The sequence below is a fragment of the Cytobacillus sp. genome (assembly GCF_032154635.1).
GTDB lineage: Bacteria > Bacillota > Bacilli > Bacillales > Cytobacillaceae > Cytobacillus.
The window spans coordinates 1-20,532 of record NZ_JALDXW010000001.1 but is presented as its reverse complement, the minus strand read 5'-3'; the positions used below and the strand labels follow the sequence as shown (position 1 = coordinate 20,532).

Sequence of the window (20,532 nt, the reverse complement as noted above, 5' to 3'; positions counted from 1 at the left end):
TTTATGCAAGTCTAGTAATTCATATGACTTTGCTAGAGAAGATAGAACTCAAAACATGTTATTTGGTTATTTTTTCACAAAATTAAGATACAAATTCGATAAGGGAACATTGCGATCATCATTTGTACATTTTAGTTACCGGTATCACGCTTATTTACATTACGATGTCTGGGACAAGGGACCTGTCCCCATGTCCCGTCTCCCCATGTCCCGTCTGTATGAATAGAACTTGTCTTATTATCTTGTGTAGAAGCCGGCATTTTCCTGTTTTACATTGCTGTGCAATGCAGCATTTAGGCCATTGGCAATTAGGTTTGCCATGTCTTCTATAAATACGTCTACTTCTTTCGGCGTTACCATGAGGTTATGGCCAATCGGAGAGAGAACTTCATAAATTAACTTCCGCTTTTCATCTTCTGGCAGCGTTCCTATCATGCCTAAAAATGCCTTTCGATGCTCTTCCTCCGGCAAATCTTCCTCTGTGAGCTTTTTTCTTTTCCCAAATGTCATACCAGCAGGAGCCAATGCTCTTGATGGCCGGCCCCCTTCCTTCAGTTCCTTGCCAAAATGCTTCAAGATAAAATCAATCGTATCGCTTGTAATTGAAACAGCATCAACTACTGTCGGCACCCCGATTGCAACAACTGGAATTCCTAGTGTTTCCTTGCTTATTTCTTTACGTTTATTTCCAACTCCTGAACCTGGATGAATCCCTGTATCTGAAATTTGAATGGTTGAGTTCACACGTTCTATGGATCTTGATGCCAAGGCATCGATAGCAATAACAAAATCTGGCTTCGTCTTTTCAACAACGCCAAAGATGATATCACTCGTTTCAATTCCAGTTAACCCCATAACTCCTGGTGCAATCGCACTGACTGGGCGATACCCTTCTTCCACACTTTCTGGCTGGAGATGATAAAGGTGACGGGTTACGAGCAAATTTTCACAAACTTGTGGTCCAAGAGCGTCAGGTGTCACATTCCAATTCCCCAAACCAACAATTAAGCATGAAGCATCCTCCTTAATTCCAAGCTGCTTTAAAAACCGGGCAAATTCCCCAGCGAATATTTTAGCTACTTTTTGCTGCATGACCGTATCCTGTTGACGAATTCCAACAGCCTCAAGCGTTAAATATCTTCCCTCTTTTTTCCCAATCGCAGTTGCCCCTTCCTTCGTTACTTCAACAAAGGAAATCTTAATATCTTCCTCTTCTTTTTCTTTTATAATAACCCCTTCAATTTGTGAAAGATCTTCCTGATCATGTACATGCTTTCCTTGATCCGCTATTGCCATTTCCCGTGCTTCAATAGCAAGGTCCGTTCTAACCGTGTATTTGCTTAGATCTAAATCTTCCAAGTTGATCCCCCTCGCATTCTTCTCTTAAGCCGTCAAAAAACAGGACTTTCTTTTATCTTTTCCGTTTATATGGAAAAACATTCATTAAATGGCAAGCCACTCTTTCACTCTATTTCTCTCTGCTTATGAGTTCAGCTTATCAAAATAGACGAAGAGTATTGCAAAAGGACGGAGTGTTTGATAAAATATCACTTGTTCTTAATATTTGATTGTTAATGAATGATGTGAAAGTCGAGTTAATATAATCTCGATGCTTTTTGTAGGAGGTGAATGGAATGCCAAACATTAAATCTGCTATTAAGCGTGTGAAAACAAGTGAAGCTCGTAACGCTCATAATGCGACTGTTAAATCTTCTATGCGTACAGCTGTTAAAAAGGTTGAAGCTGCAATCGTTACTAATGATGCTGCTGCTGCAAAGGATTCTTTTGCTGAAGCTGCTCGTAAGCTAGATAAAGCTGCTGCAAAAGGTCTAATCCACAAAAATGCTGCTGCTCGTAAAAAATCTCGTTTAACAAAAAAAATGAACGCTTTAAACGCATAAGTTTAAAGAATAACGGCTATCTTTCATGGATAGCCTTTTATTTTACGCGAAAAGCGGAGGCGCCTTGATCAGTTTGATAGGCGATAAGCACTGTACCAGGCACTACAAAAAATAGGCTGGCTAAGATTAACTTAGCCAGCCTATTTTTTGTAAGCTCGATCATGTAATCGAAATAAAAACATCTCAATTAACATTACTTTATTCATTCCACCTGTTTTCATTTGAAAATCCGCTTCTGCTAACAGGTTTATTATATGAGCAAGCTCTTCATCGGCAAAAAGCCTGGCCTGTCCAGCAGCAAGTTTTATTCGAAATGGATGAATTTTCAAATGTCCAGCAATTTGCTGTTGACCATATCCCCTTCGTGCAAGCTCTTTCACTTGATAAATGAGCCTAAACTGACCTGTTATTAGCGAAAGGATTTTTATAGGTTCCTCATTCTGCTTTAATAAATCATAATAGATCCTTAATGCTCCTTCTACATGTCTGTTCACTATTTTATCAATTAAAGAAAAGATATTTTGTTCTAAAGACCGAGAGACAAGCAGTTCTACGGTTTCTTCATCAATTTCCGATCCAGAACCCATGTATAATGCAAGCTTATCTACCTCACTAGTAAGTGTAAATAAATTTGTGCCAGCTAATGTAAGCAGCATTTCAGTTGCTTTATCATCAATTTCCACTCCATTTATGGCAGACCGTTCCTTTATCCATCCCTTCAGTTCAGCTTCACTCAGCTTTTTCGCTTCCAATATCGCAGCACTTCTCTTTAATTCCTTTGTAACTTTTTTCCGTTCATCTAACTTTTCATATGGAGCAGTAAAAACAACAATGGAATAAGGGGAAGGTTCCTTTAGATAGGTTTCGAGCTTTGCCAGGTTATGCTCGACTTTCTCCTTTGTTTTACCAGAAGTAAGAAAAACTGGATTTTGCAAAAAAATGAGTCTTCTTTCCCCCATAAACGGAAACGTTTCGGCATCCTCTAGCGCAACATCAATGGGAGTTTCCTCTAAATCATAAGAAGAAAGATTAAAATCAATCTCCTCTTCATTTAATAAATGGCTGATCAGCAGCTCTTTCGTCTCATTGATTAGAAATGCTTCCGGACCATATAATAAATATAATGAATGAAACTTTTTTGCTTTAATTTGTTTCCAAAGATCAAAAATCACTTGCCTTCGCTCCGTTCACATTAGGATTACCTATTCTAATCCTAATGAAGCTTGAAGCGTTTGACAAGTAATAAGAAAAGCGAAAGCGCCTTGATCATCGCCGTACAAACTGGAAGGGCCGGTTCTTTCGATAAAGGAAACACGGTGAGCCTGTGCGAACCGATGTTGACAGTGTTAAAAAATACAAAAGGAATTGACACATCATTTAAAATGTCAATTCCTCCATCTATATAGAACGTCGAAACAAGAGGCCTAGGATACTCTTGTCGCGACGGTGCACCAATGTAATACTATTCTTTCCTCACATTCTTTACTTATTTGTGACAACTCTTGTCACAAGTGGAAAAGCCTCGAGGAACGCTAGATTTTTTCATTCTAATGCCTTATACTATATAGGAAATAGGAGGGGTAGACTGTGAACGAATTTGAAAAAGACGTCCAATATAAGCAGAATGATGCCATTGACTCTGGAATTGGATTCATCGTATCTTTCGGCTTCTTCGCAACAGTGTTTATTATTGCAACAGTCATTAAAGTAATTGGATCTTAATGACTACATAGAAAGAATGGCGAAAGGTGCCGGTTTTTGGCAACAAGCACAAGACGAGCTGGCAGAAGGGGTGTAATTTTCCTTTTTTACCGGATTATCTTTAACTAAAGAGCCGATGGCATCAGGAGATAACAGTACAGAGATTTTGGGGAGGCTGAGAGTTTTCAGCCTCTTTCGCTTGTTCATTTGATTTATATTATTTTATGGCTGCACGGCAGAAAAGGTTCCAGTTTCTCCTTTGAAAATATAAGTAATGGCTCCATGCCGATCTGTTCGAAGGATTTTTATCTTTCGTTCATTCAAATTCATCAGCACCTCTTCGGCTGGGTGGCCATAACGATTATTTTTTCCTACTGAAATGACAGCAATCTTTGGATCAAGATGATCGAGAAACGATATTGTTGTTGAAGTCTTACTGCCATGATGACCGGCTTTAAGGACATCAATTTTTAATTTATCGTAAGCATTTATTAATTGAACTTCTCCCTCTTCTTCTAAGTCACCTGTGAAAAGCCAACTAAGCCCGCCCAATTTTACAAGGAGCACAATCGAACCATTGTTGCGCTCCACCTCCACTCCAGCTTGCGGTGAAACAATATGGAAAATAGTTTTTCCAGTTTTCCAGCTATCACCTGCACTTACGAAACGAGATGGGATTTCCTTCCTTTCCGCCACTGTTAGCAATTCTTTTTCCAGCTCTGATAACTGTGAGTTTTTGGGTAGAATGATTTCTTTTACATAAAGTTCTTTCAATATGGATAAAGCACCGCCGATATGATCCGCATCCCCGTGCGTTAAAATAAGTTTATCAATAGTTACAATTCCCTTGCTCTTTAAAAATGGAACAACAACCTCTTTTCCGACCTCATATTCCTTTTTTCTTACCTTCCATTCCTCTGTATTGAATGGAATGGTCCCTCCTGTATCAATTAGATAATTCCCTCTTCCAAATGGCAGTTTAATAAAGATGCTGTCTCCTTGCCCAACATCGATAAAAGTAATTTCTCCATAGGGAGATAACGCATTTCCCAATAAATGAACGCTCATAATACTGAGTGGGAAAAGCAAAGCTTGCAAAAAACGTTTCACTCCCTTCATACGCTCCCATAATGAGAAAAATAACAGGATGCTCCCTAAATATAAGAGAATGACAAATGTGGAGGGCCTGCCAAAAGTAAGCATGGCATGAGGAAAAAGTGATAGCTGCCGTGCGAGGTCATTCATTGCTATAATGAGTAAATTTAGTGATTGAATAAGGAACTCAATCGTCCCCCCCAATAGCAAATGAAGAAGAAATAAGAGAAAGTTGGCTGGCAATATAATCAATGAAAATAAGGGAATAAAGATCACATTGGCTAAAATAGAAATAAGAGAAACTTCGTAAAAGTAATAAATCATGGTAGGCATTGCTGCCAATTGACAAATAAATGATGTTGCTAACAAAAGCGGAATCGCGTCATGGAATTTTCGCAGGAGGAATGGCGCAGAAAGGATGAGTGCGAAGCTGACACTGAATGAAAGCTGAAATCCTACATCATAAATGACATATGGGGTAAAAAAAGTGTACACAAGAAAAACCATGCTAATAATATCAATTGTATTTATCGTGTGGATGTTCCACTTTTTTAATGATAAGTAAAGAACCATCATGGATACAGCACGAATCACCGAAGGGGCAGCACCTGTAAGTACTATATAACAAGGTAAAAACAGTAATAATCCGATCGTCATTCGTTCTCTTGTTATCCCGATGCGAATCCCTAAATAATAAATCATACCTGCCAGCATACCGACATGAAGACCTGATATTGCTAACAAATGCACAATACCAAGTTTCTCGTATGTTTCTAATATATCGGTGTCCATGTAATCCCGTTCTCCAAAAAGGAGAGCGGTCGCTAATGGGGCAGATTCGTTTGGAAAATTGGCTTGTATATATTGAATGCCCTTTTCCCTAACACCCTGTAAGAAGGACAAGGGGGTTTTTTTTAGCGAAGTACATTGCGACAATTTTACCTGGTCGGCATTTAATATCCAAAAAATTTGATTTCTTAGTAAATACTCCTTGTAGTTAAAGGCATTCACATTTGTTGCCGTATTCGGTTCTGAAAGTGTGCCTGTTACCTTACAAGCTATTCCAGTTTTTAGATTTTCTAATACCCTCTTTTTCTCTTTTTCCGTTTTTATTTGATAGGAAATAACGATTTTTTCTTTGCGGATAATATCTTTACCAACGACTGACAGACGATCTCCATCTACTTTTAAATCCTTCTGGAATAAAATATGGAAATTAGTCTCATCAGCTGCAAGATTCGTTCTATTTGCCTTTTCAACCAGTTCGCTTCTTAGTAAAAAGAGAAAAAAAATCAAACTTATAATGAAAAGATTTTTTATCGAAAAACCTTTTATTTTATATAGAAATAAAAGCAGAAAAAAGAAAACGATAATAAAGACAACAAAATGGACAAAAGCTGCTAGTATTCCCGCTAATGCGGTGACGGAAAAATAAATCCAGCTTCCTTTCACATCTACTATTCTCCCTTTTCCTAATAAATGTTATGTGAGAACCATCATTCAAGGTGATGATCCTCACTATCATTTTTCTTTATTTATCTTTTTGTGAATGAAATTCGATTGAGATCTCATTACCTACTACTTGTTCGACCTTTACCCCTGCCATTTCAAAAAGGGTCATCGCATACGGATGATTTTTATAATCCTTTGAGTAGTAAACCGTTTTAATACCAGCTTGAATAATCGCTTTAGAGCATTGCAGACATGGAAAATGCGTAACGTATATATCTGCCCCGCTTGTTGGCACACCGAATTTCGCACATTGAAGAAGCGCGTTCATTTCCGCATGGATTGTTCTAATGCAATGATTATCTACCACATAGCAGCCTTCATCAATGCAATGCTCTCCGCCGGCAATCGACCCATTATAGCCGCCTGCTATGATCCTCTTATCCCTGACAATCGTTGCTCCAACAGATAATCTTGTGCATGTACTTCTTAATGCTAGCAAATGACTTTGAGCAATAAAATATTGATTCCAAGATATTCTTTCCATTCTTCCCACTCTCCCCATTTTTTTCGACAAATTCTCGTAAAATTCCACCTTACCATCAAGTGTAAGCTCCTATGAAAAATGGGTCAATGGCTTCTTTATTTTACTTTTATTTGATCTTTTAATTTTTCAAAGCTCTTTTCTCCGATGCCGCTAATTAATTTCAACTCTTCAATTGCTTTAAAAGGGCCATTTTTCTCACGATGATCAATAATAGCAGCCGCCTTTGCAGGTCCTATGCCAGTTAAAGTTTGGAGCTCAGTATCATCAGCAGTATTAATATTTACTTTTCCATCCTTTTGGTCGGTTCCTCCTATCGCCATCGTTATTCCGTTTTCCTGCTCCAGCTCCTCACCTATTTCAGGCACATATATAACCATTTCATCCTCTACTCTTATTGCAAAATTAATCTTCTCCTCATCTGCAGATTCTTTCAATCCGCCAGCCTTGTTAATCATATCAATCACCCGGTCTTCACCTTCAGCCTCATAGACGCCTGGTTTATTTACAGCACCCTTCACATCTACAAGGACAATTACTTCTTGTCCTTCATCTTCCTCTTCCTCTCTTTCCTCTTCCACTGTCCCTTCACTCGTTAGCCATTCCTCCTCCTTATCAAACACATTGTTATCTTCTGATACCGGTTCGAGAAAAAAATAAGCACCTGCAAGGAACACAATGATCCCACCTATCGCAAAATATTTATTGGCTTTAATCCATTCAATCACCTAAATCATCCTTTCTTTTTTAGCATAATCTGCAAGAAATTTTCATATCGTATATGAGTAAGTTTGCTTGTGAAGGGGGGATGAGCATGAACGTTGGAATTATTGGCACAGGGAATATGGGGAGAATACTGGCAGAAGCATTACTTGATGGAAAAGCCGTTTCCCCTTCATCCATGGCGATTACAAATCGAACAAAATCAAAAGCATTAGAATTAAAGAAAATATTCGAGGAAATTTATGTGGGGGAAAACGGAAGAGATGTTGCTGAGCGCTCTGCACTGATCTTTGTTTGTGTAAAGCCTCATGATGTTCATAGCGTGATTAGAGATATTTCACCTTTCCTAACAAAAGAAAAATGTATTGTATCAATCACTAGTCCAATAAGTGTCAAACAATTGGAGTCTATTGCCAATTGTTCTGTTGCTAGAGTTATTCCAAGTATTACGAATCGTGCCCTTACTGGTGTTTCATTATTATCGTTTGGTGAATGCAGTGATTATTGGAAGAAACAAATACGGACCCTGTTTGATCAAATTTCAAAGCCGATCGAAATTAAGGAGAACATTACCCGGGTTGCCTCTGATATCGTGAGCTGTGGACCGGCATTTTTTAGCTATATTACGCAGCGCTTTATTCTTGCAGCAGTAAAAGAGACAGAAATAGATCAGGAGACAGCAACGACACTTGCAGAGGAAATGCTGATGGGAATAGGAGAATTAATGAAAAAAGGCTATTATACATTGCCAACTTTGCAGGAAAAGGTATGTGTAAAAGGAGGAATTACTGGTGAAGGGATTAAGGTGCTTGAAAACGAACTGGGAGATGTATTTGAACATGTTTTTCAGGCAACCCACGCAAAATTCAAAGAAGATCTTGAACAAGTAAAAAAATACTACACCATTCAAACTTAATATTCTACAATCTTTGACGGATTCCTCCTTAGTTTTTAAATTAATGTAAAAAAGGCAAGACAGCTATTTTATTTAGCTGTCCTTGCCTTTTTCTTAATTATAATTTCCTGCAAGTAAAAAATATCCGTTCTGATTGTGTTTTTGGAGACACGGCTTCAAAGTCAGCAGTCACTTCGAGCACTTCAAACCCCGTATCCTTAAGCCAATTTACATACGTATCAATTGGAAACGTTCGCTGAAAATGAAGTTCATCATAGCGCTCATATTGTCCTGACCCATGATCAAGAACAAAGAAACTTAAATCATGTTCGACACTGTTCGGGTGCTCTCCCTGATAGCTATGCCAAATATAACTGATCTCTTCATCACTTAATGCAAAGGTCTGATTCATAAATATTTGCATCATCTTATGGATCGAATGAACATCAAAGATAAAAAGCCCTTGGTCATCCAAATGCTTGTAGACACGTGAAAATGTATTCTTAACATCTTGCTCTGACTGCAAGTAATTTAAAGAATCGCAGAAAATGCCAATCACATCAAATTGCCCAAGCCCTTCAAGCTCAGCCATGTTTTGCTGGTAAAATTGCACATTTATTCCCTTATTTGCAGCTTTTGCTTGAGCAACCATCAGCATATCCTCAGAAAGATCAACACCTGTTACATCAAAGCCTTCTTCAGCAAATTTAACGGAAAGCTCCCCTGTTCCACAGGCAAGGTCAAGTAGCCCTTTTCCATTTGGGTGGTATTTACTTACATGAACTTTTACGAGCTCCACCCATTTAACATAGGGAACATCCTTCATTAATTCATCATAAAGATAAGCAAACTTTCCATAGGTCATTGGTTAAGCTCACTCTGAATATTTTCAATCGGCGCATCGCCCCATAGGCGCTCTAAATTGTAATAGCTTCTTTCATCACGATGGAATATATGGGCAACAACATCGCCAAAATCAACAAGAATCCATCTTGCCTCATCAAAGCCTTCCATTCTCTTAACTGTATAGCCTAATTCTTCAGCCTTCTCCTTCATTTCCTTGGCAATCGCTTGAACTTGCTTATCGGAATTTCCGTGACATATAAGAAAATAATCAGCTATTAGAGAAATTCCTTTCATGTTTAATGCAACGATCTGTTCAGCTCGTTTGTCATCCGCTGCCTTTACTGTGGTTAATAATAAATCTCTTTCACTCATTCAATCAATCCTTTCGAATTTATAATAAGGTCATTATATGTGTTAAATGTTGCCGGAAAAACTGGCTGGCCCTTCTTCATTAAAAAAATGATCGTATTAGCAATCGATTTAATTAATGCATCATCCAAGCTTTGAGCAGCTAATTCCCGTACTTCTTCCACTCCAGGAAAATGCCTTCCTGGTTCAATATAATCAGCTAAATATATAATCTTTTCTAATAAGGTCATTCCAACTCTGCCAGACGTATGAAATCTGATTGCATCGAGTATTTCCTTATCTTCAATCTCTGCTTCTTTTTGAACAAGAAAAGCCCCTACAGGAGCATGCCAAAGTTCACTATTGAACTGAAGGAGTTTGGCATCCATCTTCTGATCGATAATGATTTGTTTCATTTCCTCTTTCGGACGGAATTTGGCATAATCATGAAAAATGGCAGCAAGCTCTGCTTTTTTTTCATCCGCCCCATATTTTTTTGCTAAGCTAATCGCTGTTTCCATTACCCCAATTGTATGGTTATATCGATGCTCTGTTAATTGTTCCTTTACTTTTAATAAGGCGAGATTACGTTCCATATAAATGATTCTCCTTAATATAGCTCCTTACCGCATCTGGAACAAGATACCGTATCGTCTTTTCTTCCTTTAAACGGCTGCGGATAAGACTGGAGGATATATCTAATTCAGGTACTTCCGCATATAGGATTGGATAAATGCTTTCATGGCTATATGAAGGTCTTCTTACACCAATAAATTGAACGATTTCGACTAGCTGATTGATATGTTTCCATTTAGGCAAATACTCAATCATATCTGCACCAATAATGAAATAAAATTGGTTATCTGGATGTGTTTCCTTAAGGATTTTCATCGTATCAAACGTATATGAAGGTCCTTTTCTTTCCAGCTCAATCAGCTCCATTTTAAAATGAGGATGCCCTTCAATAGCTAGTTTGAGTAAATTTATCCGGTCTTCATCTTTAACCGCATTTGTCTTTTTTTTATGCGGAGGCTCTTGATTAGGCATAAACCATATTTCATTTAACTGATGCGCATGCAAAACTTCATTCGCAATAATTAAATGGCCGAGATGCGGCGGATCAAATGTGCCTCCTAATATGCCGACTTTCTTCAAGTGCTCTCCTCCTGCTCACGCTGCTAGCTCTTAGGTAAAACGATTTGTTTATTTTCTCTCGATTGTTTGTACAAAACAATGATATTACCAATAATTTGTACAAGCTCTGCTCGCGTTCCTTTTGCTAATTGTTCTGCAACCGTATGTTTATCCTCATCACAGTTTTGCAGAATACTGATTTTCATTAGTTCACGTGCTTCTAGTGCATCGCTTATTTGCTTAATCATGTTATCATTAACCCCGCCTTTACCGACTTGAAAAATCGGGTTCAGGCTGTGAGCCATTGAGCGTAAAAAACGCTTTTGTTTTCCTGTTAACATTTTCCTTATCCTCCCAGTTGGTTGAGTACAATGTTTTTCATGCGTTCGATATTTGGAAAAATGCCTGTCCATTTTTCAAAAGCAAGTGCTCCTTGATAAACAAACATATCTAACCCATTTTGTATTTTTGCACCTTTATTTCTAGCTTCCCTCAAAATTTTCGTTTCAAGCGGATTATATATTATATCACTTACAAGTGCATCAGTCTTTAGATTATGTAATGAAAACGGAATACTTTCAATGTCCGGAGCCATTCCTATTGGTGTGGTCTGAATAAGTAATTGATAATCTGCAAGATTTTCCTCCGCTTCTTCTTTTCCAATAACGGCTGAAGGGACATGAAATGGGCAATCATTTATCAGCACTTCTGCCTTTTGCGCTGTTCGATTACATATGTCTAATTGTTTTGCTCCAGCTTGTGCCAATGTAAAATAGATTGCCCGCGCTGCACCGCCTGCACCAATGATCAAGATGTTTATCTCTTTTATCGTTGAGAATTGCGTTAATAGGCCTTGTAAATATCCGCTGCCATCCGTATTATAGCCGACAAATTTTCCCTCTTCATTTACAACTGTATTCACTGCTCCAATCGCTTCTGCAAGGGGGTCAAGCTTATCCAAAAGCGGGATAATCGTTTCTTTATGCGGAACGGTAACATTAAATCCCGCTATACCAATGGCTTTTAAACCAATCACAGCTTCCTTCAGACTATCTCTTTTCACGTGCATAGGCTGATAATGAGCATCAATCCCATAAGCTTGAAATAAATCATTGTGCATAGCAGGCGACATCGAATGAGCGATTGGGTCCCCTATTACAGCAAAAAGCTTCTTCATGCCCATCCCCCCTATATATACGATCTACATTATGTTAAATTAATGATTTCCTCACTAGCGCATGAACGCCTTTTGGCACATAAGCAGCCACTTTTGCGCCAGGGTCATTAATTGTTATCCAGCCAAGGCCAGAAAAAACAATATCTGTCTTTCCTTCTCTGATGGTAAATTCATGCTTAACTAACTCAGGGAAAGTCCCCATATCATCCATTCTCGGTGGGGTCAGTAATTCACCGGCGTGATTTCTATATAACTCATCTGCTTTTTCTAATTTTGTACGATGGATATTAATCTCATTTGAAAAATGGCACACGAAGGACCTTCGTCCACCTGAAAGATAATCAAAGCGAGCAAGACCGCCAAAGAAAAGGGTTTGTCCTTCATTTAACTGATATACCTTTGGCTTAATTTCCTTCTTTGGGGTAATAACTTTTAAATCACGTTTATCAACGTAATGGGCCATTTGATGATGATTAATAATTCCAGGTGTATCGACCAGTGCCTTTCCATCAGATAATGGAATTTCAATAATATCTAAAGTTGTTCCCGGGAAATGAGATGTCGTAATCACATCGCCTTCTCCAGTCACTTCTTTCAATATACGGTTAATAAATGTTGATTTTCCTACATTTGTACACCCAACTACATATACGTCTTTTCCTTCACGATATTCATCAATGGCTTGCGCTACTTCATTTATAAACTGCCCTTTCGCTGCACTTACAAGAAAGACTTCCTCTGGCCGTAAGCCAAGTTCCTTTGCTTCCTGCTTCATCCAGTTAATTAGTTTATTCGCTTTTACAGACTTTGGAAGCAAATCCACTTTATTTCCGACAAGCAGAATTTTGTTGTTCCCAACGAATCGATGCAACCCTGGAAGCCAGCTACCGTTAAAATCAAATATATCAACAATTTTAACGATTAACGCATCACTTTTGCCAATTTCATTTAATATTTTCAAAAAGTCGTCATCCGTTAAATGTACATCCTGCACTTCATTATAATGCTTCAAACGAAAACAGCGTTGGCAAATAACTTCTTCTTTCTCAAGAGCTGATGTCGGCGCATAGCCGATTGCATCTCTGTCTTCCGTTTGAATCTTCACTCCGCAACCGATGCATGAATATTGTTCACTCACTAATTAATCCTCCCATTGAATCATTCCCTTTTTTCGGAACCAATTTAATATTTGTCTTTCTACCTTTCGATTAAAACGGGTCATAAATCCGTCTGTTTGTGCAACCGGAACAACAAGAATTGTCCGGAAACCACTGCGATTGCCTCCAAGCACGTCAGTTAATAATTGATCGCCGATCACAACCGTCTCTTCCTTTGCAAGCCCCATCTCCTTTAGCGCCCGATTAAATGCTCGTCCTAACGGCTTTCTTGCTGCAGGGATAAACGGGATATTTAGTGGGTCTGAAAAAGACCGTACACGGTCCTCATTATTATTTGAAACAATCGTAATCTTCACATTGCTATGCTTCATTTCCTCAAACCATTGAATTAATCGTGGCGTTGCATTTGGCCGATCCCATTCGACCAGCGTATTGTCTAAATCAGTAATGATTCCCTTAATGCCTTTTTCCTTCAATATCTCAGGAGTAATCTCAAAAATACTCTTCGCATGCTGATCCGGCAAAAATTGTTTTAACACTATATTCACACCTCAGTTACCTTCGTAATTAAAATCAATCGTCCATTTTTCTTAACAATCATAACCAATATAAAACGTTCTATCAATATGAAAAGCGGAAGCGCCTTGGTTAGGGGCGACAAGCATAAGACAAACCGGCCGGAAGATTGTTCTTTAACCTTCTGGACGGAAGCGCCTAATAAGTATAGTATATCCTTTTTAACGGAAAAATTTTTCGACAATATTCTTTGTCTTCCTACTTGTGGATAACTTTATTCACATGCCCCACACCCATTTATATACTTTTCTAAATTTTATAAACAACTTAACCACAGGTTATCCACTAAATACTGTGGATAACAGAACGGTTGTTCTAACCGTTTATTTTTGCTAGAGTAAGGGTACAACATTAGAAACTACATTATATGTATAAATAAGCACAAATAGAATCAAACTTTTATATTCTTTATGGAGGTGAATGAACATGCGTAAGCTATCGGACGAATTATTAATTGAATCGTATCATAAAGCAAGAGAACTGAAACTTAGTCCCGATTTCATCCGCCTTATAGAAATTGAAATTCACAGACGCTCATTATCTCATAGAATAAAAGTCTCTTCATAATATAAACAAGCCCAAATAGGGCTTTTTCTTTTTTAGTTAGTTCTACCTAAAGAAATGTAGCCAATGCAATCGCCAACGTTTACATCAAAAGGCACATGAATGGAAGACAGCGGCTCAAAACTATTTTTTTCAAAAAGCAGCACGACCGTTGATCCAAAGGAAAAATAAGCCATTTCATTTCCTTTTATTAAGTCATCTCCTTCGTGAATGACTTCAATTGAATTAACAAACATTGCCCCAACCTTCACAATCGAAAGAAATCCGCCACCCGCGTGTTTAACCTCTGTAATTTTCCGATAATTTTTTGATAATGAATCTTTTCCGTATTTCAATCCGTACTTATTAACTGGATAGGATTTCCCACCTAATGTCCATTGGTCAACAACTTTCCCTGACACTGGACTATGGATTCGATGGTAATGACTCGGACTTAGATAGAAAATCATATAATGCCCACTTGAATACTTTTCGACCTTTCGATCATCACCTAACATTTCTTTAATAGAATAATTCTTTCCTTTCACAGTAATAATATGGCTCGGCTCAATCATACCGATGTCTTCGATTACAGCATCTACTGGACTGCTAACTGCTTGTGGGTTCTGATCTGGTATTCTTGCTCCCGCTTTAAGCTTGCGGGTAAAAAAGTCATGTAACGTATGATAGTCTTTAAGGTCTTTTTCCATTTCACTTTCATTGATTTGATACAATTTTGCAAAAGAAGGAATGAACAACCTGCTTGCCTTCGAAAGGGCAAATCTTTTCAATAGGCTTGAGGTCCACTTTCCATTTGTCAGTTCTATCATCAGTCGATAAAAGGATTGAATCAACAATCTCGCCTCCATTACAGTGTAAATTTACTCTTTACGTATAGACATAAAACCTATAAAATTAAATACTATTAATTATATCAACAAATAAATTACCGTTTAATGAAATTATTTATTTTATATGTTTCTTTTAACAAATGAGGTGTTCCGTAAATGTTTTTATCCGATGTACTTGACCAAACAATTAAGAAATTAAAAGCACAAACAGCAAATGTATTAACTTTAGCAAATTTATCACTGGGCGGCTTTGCGATTATTTTTACCTTAAAAGGGAATTTTAACTTAAGCTTGCTGCTTATTTTTATTGCCGCATTAGCCGATCGTTTTGATGGGATGGTCGCACGCAAGCTTAACATTGAATCGGAGCTGGGCAAGCAATTAGATTCCATGAGTGATATTATATCATTTGGTGTTGCACCTGCACTATTAATATATCAAGGAATTTTATTTGAATTTGGTGATCCAGGCGCATTTTTCACTATTTTTTACATTGGCTGCGGTGCTTTCCGTCTTGCTCGCTTTAATATTAGTGAGAACAATGGGTATTTTACAGGTCTTCCGATAACTGCTGCAGGATGTCTTGCTACCCTAAGCTATCTTGCTATTCCATATTTTCCATCTCAATTCTTCTTATTTATGATGGTTATTCTTTCCTTCTTAATGGTCAGTCCGTTTAGGTTAAGGAAAGTATAAAATGATAAAAGCCACACCCGAGAGTGCGGCTTTTATTTATTATTTAGCTGTCAGCTTTAAAAACTCCTCAACATCATCCATGCATAATTGTACAGCTTTTTCCCAGAAATCTGGCTTTGTTAAATCAACATGTAAATGCTTCATCGCTAGGTCTTCTACTGTCATTGATGCTGTATCTTTTAACAATGCGATATACTTTTCTTCGTAGCCTTTTCCTTCTTCCAATGCTTTTGCATAAATTCCAAGCGAGAAAAGATAACCAAAAGTATATGGAAAATTATAAAACGGCACACCCGTAATATAGAAATGCATTTTTGAGCCCCAGAATAATGGATGATATTCATCAAGTGCATTTCCGTATGCTTCTTTCTGCGCTTCCTCCATTAATAGATTTAATCTTTCCGTACTAACTACACCATTTTTCCGTTCTTCATAGAAACGTGTTTCAAATAGGAATCGGGCATGAATGTTCATTAATAAGGCAACAGATCGCTGAACCTTATCTTCAAGAAGCGTAATTTTCTCCTGCTCGGTTTTCGCATTTTTCACGGCAGCATCGGCGACAATCATTTCTGCTAAAGTTGATGCTGTCTCGGCCACGTTCATCGCATAATTTCGATTTAAAAGGTGAAGATCTCTCATTGCATACGTGTGAAAGCCATGACCAAGTTCGTGAGCTAATGTCGAAATGTTAGATGGTGTTCCAGAATAAGTCATGAATATCCTTGATTGACTGCTTTCAGGGAAATACGTATGAAAGCCCCCAGGTGATTTCCCTGGTCGATCTTCTGCTTCAATCCACTTTTCCTCAAAAGCCATTTTAGCAAATGATGTCATTTCATCCCCGAAGTGGGAGAATTGTTCTAAAATAAATTCTGCGCCTTCTTGATAGGATACTTTTGATACCGTTTGATCAATAGGCGCATCTAAATCATACCAGCTCAGCTTTTCTAGTCCGAGTAGCTCTGCCTTCCTCTTTAAAAATTTCACTAGCGGCTGTTTATTTTTCGAAATCACATCCCACATGGTGTAAAGTGTTTCTTTTGTCATTCGATTGATATCCAGCGGCTCCTTTAAAACATCCTCCCAGCCGCGCTGTCTGTAGACATTCAATCTAAAGCCTGCTAAGTGGTTTAGCGCCTTTGATAAATAATCTGATTGCCCCTTCCATGCCTCTTCCCATTTAGCAAACATTTTTTTTCGTACGCTTCTGTCAGGGTTTGAAAATTTATTGGCAGCTTGACCGACAGATAAACTTTTTTCTTCCCCATTCTCTATAAATGGGATTTTTATATTGCCTACAACTAGATCATAAAGCTGGCTCCAGCTATGGTATCCGTCCACCCCAAGAGCATTGATGAGACTCTCCTCTTCTTTAGAAAGCTTTTCAGAAGCATTTTTCCTTCGTTCAGTAAGAACAAATGCTAATTCTTTTAGGCCTGAAGACTCGACTAATTCTGCCCATACCTTAGAATCATAGGCTGTTAGCTTTTCATCAAAAAGCGTGAGAACGGACAATAAGGCTGCGCTTAATTGTGTAATGGCTGTACGATGTTCAGCAGCTTTCTTATCCTCCGTATTCTGCGCTTGTAAACAACTGACAAATGCTCCTGCTTCTCGCAGCTTTTTTGTAACCGATTGAAATTTCTCCATTAAGTTTACGATTTCTGCCTGATCAGAAATAGAATTTGTTTGCTCCCAGTTATGTACGCTTGTTTCGAACTCATGTATTATTTCTTTTGTTTCTTTTAAATGTGTAAGAAATGCTTCGGAAGAACTTCCGCCTTTAAAAAAGACATCCAAATCCCATACTGGTGAATAAGTTGTTGCAGTCATGCATCTTCCTCCTTCTTTTGTTACTTGCAGGCCAAATACATTTATATTATAAGTGAACTTTTCGGAAATTTCTATCAATAACACTTAAGGCGCAAGCGACTAGCTTGGCGCCATTTGGACTTTCAAAAAGCATAAGCTTTTTCACTAACAATTCCCACAGTAATAAAACCAGCCGCCAAAGACGAGAAGTAAAATTAACAGCACAACCGCGAGCGCTAGCCAGAACCCTCCACCACCATAATAGGGAGCAGGACATGGGGGTGGCGGACAACTGAATGTGTACGGATATCCATATGGCATAAACTTCTGCCTCCCTTCTTGTATTAATAAATTATGTGTGTCAGTAAGTACTTGTATAGGCTTATGTGTATTTTCAATTTTTTTAGGATGAATCCTTTGCTTCTGTCTTCTGTTTTCCGTTACTATTGGGGAAGACAAATATGACTAATCAGCAGTTGGAGTGAAAAAAATGAATGGATTAAAAAAATTAATTCTGCCATGTATGATTGGATTCTCCCTATTCATGGCTGGCTGTTCGAACGGAGACCAAACAGATAAAGAACAGCCCGGCAAAAAAAGTGAACCAGTTCAGGTGACTAAATTTGAAATTAAAAAGGCATCTCCTCAACGTCTTGAGCGCATAAATGGCTTGGGATATCCAGGTAACGATGATGGCCTATATATTGCTTCCCATCAAGGAATAAAGATTTTTACTAAAAAGGGGTGGCTAGAAGGATCATCACAAAAACATGAATACATGGGCTTTCAGGCAAGTGAGGATGGATTTTATGCGAGCGGCAGTCCAGATGAAGACTCCGATTTAAAAACACCGCTCGGTTTAGTAAAAAGTACGGATAAAGGCGCTACACTAGAAAAGCTCGCTTTTTATGGAGAAAGCAATTTTCAGTTTTTATCAAAAGGGTATAGAACAAATGCGATCTATATTATTAATCAAAAGGATAATTCAGAGCTTGGATTAGGCGTGTACCTTTCAGAAGACGAAGGAAAATCGTGGGATCCAGTTGCATTAAAAGGGTTTGATGCGGATACGTTAGGTATGATTGCAGCCCATCCTACGAACAGCAGCAAGATGGCTATGTCTACTAGAAGCGGCATTTTTGCGTCCGAAGATAAAGGGGAACATATGGAGCTGATAACTGCCCCTGTCATGACGACAGCCTTAGCCTTTTCGGAGGAATACCTCTACTATTCAGCAGTAGAGGATAACAAAGTACTTTTTTATCAATTGAATTTAAAAACGAAGGAAGCTGTTAAGTTAGACATTCCATTCTTAAATTATGACAACCCCGTTACTTTTATTGCTGTAAATCATAAGAATAACGACACCATTTCCTTTGCGACATATTTAAATGATGTGTATGAGTCAACTGATGGCGGAAAAAATTGGGGTTCAGTATTGAAGAATGGAAAAATAGAATAAAAAGAAAAAATCTCAGGCAAGTAAGGTTAGCCTGAGATTTTTCTTATATTTGCTGCTGAACTGCATTTTTTACCGCTTTTACTTCATATAATCCGCCTTCAGAACTAACGATATATTCCGGCTTTGGTTTCCCTAGGTTTGCTTTGTGTCCAGCGATATGTTCTTCACTCTTTTCCCACTTTTTCCAAAACTCCTCAGCCTCCCAGCGAATCATCACAATTACCTCTTCATCTCCGCGGCGGCTTTTCTTTACCATAACCGTTGAATCAATAAAGCCTTCTTGTTTCTCAATAATTCCTTTACCGCCAAAGCGATTTATGACTTGCTCAGCATTTCCTTCAGTTACAACAATTTTTTTCATTTGAACAAACATAAGATCATCTCCAATCACTAGTAATACATCTATAGTAATTGATAATGATTTTCAATGTCAACTTTTATGTTCCTCGTTACGCTCACTTATCTTCTAGCTATTCTTTCGCTTTTCCTTTTCCGCCCGGTAAAATTCGTGAAACATTTTCATTAATGCCCGCTTTTCAATCCGTGATACATAGCTTCTGGATATGCCCAGTTCTTTTGCGATTTCTCGTTGTGTTTTTTCTTTTTTTAAATCTAAGCCAAATCGGCCGACAATCACTTCTTTTTCCCTATCATCAAGCACGCCGATGTATTCTTTTACTTTTTCTAGTTCCATGTTTAATTGGATTGTATTGATGACATCCTCTGAATCCGATTTGAGGACATCAATGAGCGATATTTCATTCCCTTCTTTATCTTGACCAATTGGATCGTGTAGAGAGACGTCTTTTTTTGTCTTCTTCAGCGCCCTTAAATGCATGAGGATTTCGTTTTCAATACAACGAGCCGCATAAGTCGCAAGCTTCGTCCCCTTTCCTTCTGAATAGCTCTCAATTGCTTTTATTAACCCTATTGTACCGATGGAGATGAGATCTTCTGCATCCTCACCTGTATTTTCAAATTTTTTGACAATATGAGCGACTAGCCGCAAATTGTGTTCAATTAGCATATTGCGTGCATGTGAATCGCCAGCAGCCATTAGCTGCAAATACTTTTTTTCATCAGCAGCAGATAACGGTTGAGGAAATGCATTGTTTTTTACATAAGAAACAAGAAAGACAATCTCCTTAATTAAAAACCCGAGTGCTGTTAGAATCCCAGACATTTTTCCACCCCCGCTTTTTCGGCCATTTGCCTATACATAATTCCTATGTAACAAGGGAGTTGTTTTTGTCTGTCCACCCATATATTTTCATAGGGGAATTATTTCCAAGCGCTTTTTTAATGGACAACGCTTACATCCTTTCGCTAAAATAAAATGAGTATACTTTGAGGTGGGAAAAACTTGATAAATCGCGCAGTTTTAGCACTCGTTTTTTTTATTGTTTTATTAGCAAGCCTTGCAGAAATTATTTTTGAAGGCTTTTCATTAAAAACAATACTCCTGTTAATCGCTACAGTCATGGTTATTGCATTTTTGTGGGTGGGTCCGAAAAAAAGAAATTAGTGTTATCCAATTAATCTTGTCTAAACCTAGAAAGCACATATATTTAAAAAAGGGATTAACCGATTCGGTTAATCCCTTTTCCCATTTATTCAACAACACTTACATCAGAGTAAATAATCAATCCTATAGTTGT

24 protein-coding genes and 1 pseudogene are annotated in these 20,532 nt (G+C 38.0%); 7 read left to right on the top strand and 18 right to left on the bottom strand.

Annotated elements, in window-relative coordinates:
- Positions 1 to 237: 237 nt before the first annotated feature.
- Positions 238 to 1,359, bottom strand: coding sequence for a GPR endopeptidase (gpr, locus tag RUH74_RS00125; RefSeq protein WP_313798216.1), 1,122 nt, complete (start codon positions 1,357 to 1,359; stop codon positions 238 to 240).
- A gap of 275 nt (positions 1,360 to 1,634) precedes the next feature.
- On the opposite strand from gpr, the gene rpsT reads away from it, so the two are divergent.
- Positions 1,635 to 1,901 (top strand): 30S ribosomal protein S20, encoded by a 267-nt coding sequence (gene rpsT, locus RUH74_RS00120; RefSeq protein WP_313798215.1) that lies wholly within the window; start codon positions 1,635 to 1,637, stop codon positions 1,899 to 1,901.
- A 140-nt stretch (positions 1,902 to 2,041) separates the two neighbouring features.
- Here the strand turns inward: rpsT and holA are convergent, their stop codons facing one another.
- A complete protein-coding gene (holA, locus tag RUH74_RS00115) occupies positions 2,042 to 3,073 on the bottom strand; it encodes a DNA polymerase III subunit delta (RefSeq protein ID WP_313798214.1) in 1,032 nt (343 codons plus the stop codon).
- 415 nt (positions 3,074 to 3,488) lie between these two features.
- Here holA and RUH74_RS00110 point away from each other — a divergent pair, with 415 nt between their 5' ends.
- Positions 3,489 to 3,623: a YqzM family protein gene (locus RUH74_RS00110; RefSeq protein WP_075209192.1), complete on the top strand. Its 135-nt coding sequence runs from the start codon at positions 3,489 to 3,491 to the stop codon at positions 3,621 to 3,623.
- Between the two features lie 201 nt (positions 3,624 to 3,824).
- Here RUH74_RS00110 and RUH74_RS00105 read toward each other — a convergent pair whose 3' ends face one another.
- The 3 genes and pseudogenes from RUH74_RS00105 to RUH74_RS00095 form a co-directional block, all read right to left on the bottom strand.
- Positions 3,825 to 6,149: a DNA internalization-related competence protein ComEC/Rec2 gene (locus RUH74_RS00105; RefSeq protein ID WP_313798213.1), complete on the bottom strand. Its 2,325-nt coding sequence runs from the start codon at positions 6,147 to 6,149 to the stop codon at positions 3,825 to 3,827.
- 88 nt (positions 6,150 to 6,237) lie between these two features.
- Positions 6,238 to 6,693, bottom strand: a pseudogene (locus RUH74_RS00100) (ComE operon protein 2); the annotation flags it as partial.
- A 95-nt stretch (positions 6,694 to 6,788) separates the two neighbouring features.
- Entirely contained in the window at positions 6,789 to 7,418 is a 630-nt protein-coding gene (locus RUH74_RS00095; protein ID WP_313798211.1) for a helix-hairpin-helix domain-containing protein, read from the bottom strand.
- Positions 7,419 to 7,504: 86 nt separating this feature from the next.
- Between RUH74_RS00095 and comER the strand changes: the two genes are divergently transcribed.
- On the top strand, positions 7,505 to 8,329 hold the full coding sequence (gene comER / locus RUH74_RS00090) for a late competence protein ComER (RefSeq protein ID WP_313798210.1): 825 nt from the start codon (positions 7,505 to 7,507) through the stop codon (positions 8,327 to 8,329).
- Positions 8,330 to 8,426: 97 nt separating this feature from the next.
- Here comER and RUH74_RS00085 read toward each other — a convergent pair whose 3' ends face one another.
- Genes RUH74_RS00085 through RUH74_RS00050 form a run of 8 tightly spaced genes read right to left on the bottom strand, consistent with a single transcriptional unit; the run spans position 8,427 to position 13,470 of the window.
- Entirely contained in the window at positions 8,427 to 9,173 is a 747-nt protein-coding gene (locus tag RUH74_RS00085; protein WP_313798209.1) for a class I SAM-dependent DNA methyltransferase, read from the bottom strand.
- A complete protein-coding gene (rsfS, locus tag RUH74_RS00080) occupies positions 9,170 to 9,526 on the bottom strand; it encodes a ribosome silencing factor (RefSeq protein ID WP_313798208.1) in 357 nt (118 codons plus the stop codon). The genes RUH74_RS00085 and rsfS overlap by 4 nt, the downstream gene beginning before the upstream one ends.
- Complete coding sequence (yqeK, locus tag RUH74_RS00075; protein WP_313798207.1) at positions 9,523 to 10,098, bottom strand: bis(5'-nucleosyl)-tetraphosphatase (symmetrical) YqeK; 576 nt, start codon at positions 10,096 to 10,098, stop codon at positions 9,523 to 9,525. The genes rsfS and yqeK overlap by 4 nt, the downstream gene beginning before the upstream one ends.
- Positions 10,088 to 10,657, bottom strand: a complete 570-nt coding sequence (locus tag RUH74_RS00070) for a nicotinate-nucleotide adenylyltransferase (RefSeq protein ID WP_313798206.1) — start codon at positions 10,655 to 10,657, stop codon at positions 10,088 to 10,090. Before RUH74_RS00070 ends, yqeK begins: the two co-directional genes overlap by 11 nt.
- A 23-nt stretch (positions 10,658 to 10,680) precedes the next feature.
- Entirely contained in the window at positions 10,681 to 10,977 is a 297-nt protein-coding gene (yhbY, locus tag RUH74_RS00065) for a ribosome assembly RNA-binding protein YhbY (RefSeq protein WP_313798205.1), read from the bottom strand.
- Between the two features lie 5 nt (positions 10,978 to 10,982).
- Positions 10,983 to 11,813 carry a shikimate dehydrogenase gene (gene aroE / locus RUH74_RS00060; RefSeq protein WP_313798204.1) on the bottom strand — a complete coding sequence of 277 codons (831 nt, stop codon included), beginning with the start codon at positions 11,811 to 11,813 and terminating at the stop codon, positions 10,983 to 10,985.
- 34 nt (positions 11,814 to 11,847) lie between these two features.
- Positions 11,848 to 12,951, bottom strand: coding sequence for a ribosome biogenesis GTPase YqeH (gene yqeH, locus RUH74_RS00055; RefSeq protein WP_313798203.1), 1,104 nt, complete (start codon positions 12,949 to 12,951; stop codon positions 11,848 to 11,850).
- Between the two features lie 3 nt (positions 12,952 to 12,954).
- The gene (locus tag RUH74_RS00050; RefSeq protein WP_313798202.1) at positions 12,955 to 13,470 is read right to left on the bottom strand and encodes a YqeG family HAD IIIA-type phosphatase; all 516 of its coding nucleotides are present in this window, start codon (positions 13,468 to 13,470) and stop codon (positions 12,955 to 12,957) included.
- 463 nt (positions 13,471 to 13,933) lie between these two features.
- Here RUH74_RS00050 and RUH74_RS00045 point away from each other — a divergent pair, with 463 nt between their 5' ends.
- The gene (locus RUH74_RS00045) at positions 13,934 to 14,074 is read left to right on the top strand and encodes a sporulation histidine kinase inhibitor Sda (RefSeq protein ID WP_313798201.1); all 141 of its coding nucleotides are present in this window, start codon (positions 13,934 to 13,936) and stop codon (positions 14,072 to 14,074) included.
- 32 nt (positions 14,075 to 14,106) lie between these two features.
- Here RUH74_RS00045 and RUH74_RS00040 read toward each other — a convergent pair whose 3' ends face one another.
- Entirely contained in the window at positions 14,107 to 14,904 is a 798-nt protein-coding gene (locus RUH74_RS00040) for a phosphatidylserine decarboxylase (RefSeq protein ID WP_313798200.1), read from the bottom strand.
- 153 nt (positions 14,905 to 15,057) lie between these two features.
- Here RUH74_RS00040 and pssA point away from each other — a divergent pair, with 153 nt between their 5' ends.
- Positions 15,058 to 15,597: a CDP-diacylglycerol--serine O-phosphatidyltransferase gene (gene pssA / locus RUH74_RS00035; protein ID WP_313798199.1), complete on the top strand. Its 540-nt coding sequence runs from the start codon at positions 15,058 to 15,060 to the stop codon at positions 15,595 to 15,597.
- A 39-nt stretch (positions 15,598 to 15,636) separates the two neighbouring features.
- On the opposite strand, the gene RUH74_RS00030 is transcribed toward pssA, so the two are convergent.
- Positions 15,637 to 17,433, bottom strand: coding sequence for a M3 family oligoendopeptidase (locus RUH74_RS00030; RefSeq protein ID WP_313798198.1), 1,797 nt, complete (start codon positions 17,431 to 17,433; stop codon positions 15,637 to 15,639).
- A gap of 144 nt (positions 17,434 to 17,577) precedes the next feature.
- Complete coding sequence (locus RUH74_RS00025; RefSeq protein ID WP_313798197.1) at positions 17,578 to 17,733, bottom strand: hypothetical protein; 156 nt, start codon at positions 17,731 to 17,733, stop codon at positions 17,578 to 17,580.
- A 169-nt stretch (positions 17,734 to 17,902) separates the two neighbouring features.
- On the opposite strand from RUH74_RS00025, the gene RUH74_RS00020 reads away from it, so the two are divergent.
- Positions 17,903 to 18,874, top strand: a complete 972-nt coding sequence (locus tag RUH74_RS00020; RefSeq protein ID WP_313798196.1) for a F510_1955 family glycosylhydrolase — start codon at positions 17,903 to 17,905, stop codon at positions 18,872 to 18,874.
- Between the two features lie 43 nt (positions 18,875 to 18,917).
- Here the strand turns inward: RUH74_RS00020 and RUH74_RS00015 are convergent, their stop codons facing one another.
- The gene (locus tag RUH74_RS00015; protein WP_313798195.1) at positions 18,918 to 19,247 is read right to left on the bottom strand and encodes an antibiotic biosynthesis monooxygenase family protein; all 330 of its coding nucleotides are present in this window, start codon (positions 19,245 to 19,247) and stop codon (positions 18,918 to 18,920) included.
- A 93-nt stretch (positions 19,248 to 19,340) separates the two neighbouring features.
- Complete coding sequence (gene sigK / locus RUH74_RS00010) at positions 19,341 to 20,057, bottom strand: RNA polymerase sporulation sigma factor SigK (protein WP_313798194.1); 717 nt, start codon at positions 20,055 to 20,057, stop codon at positions 19,341 to 19,343.
- A gap of 180 nt (positions 20,058 to 20,237) precedes the next feature.
- On the opposite strand from sigK, the gene RUH74_RS00005 reads away from it, so the two are divergent.
- Positions 20,238 to 20,399, top strand: coding sequence for a hypothetical protein (locus tag RUH74_RS00005; RefSeq protein WP_313798193.1), 162 nt, complete (start codon positions 20,238 to 20,240; stop codon positions 20,397 to 20,399).
- The last annotated feature ends 133 nt before the right edge of the window (positions 20,400 to 20,532 follow it).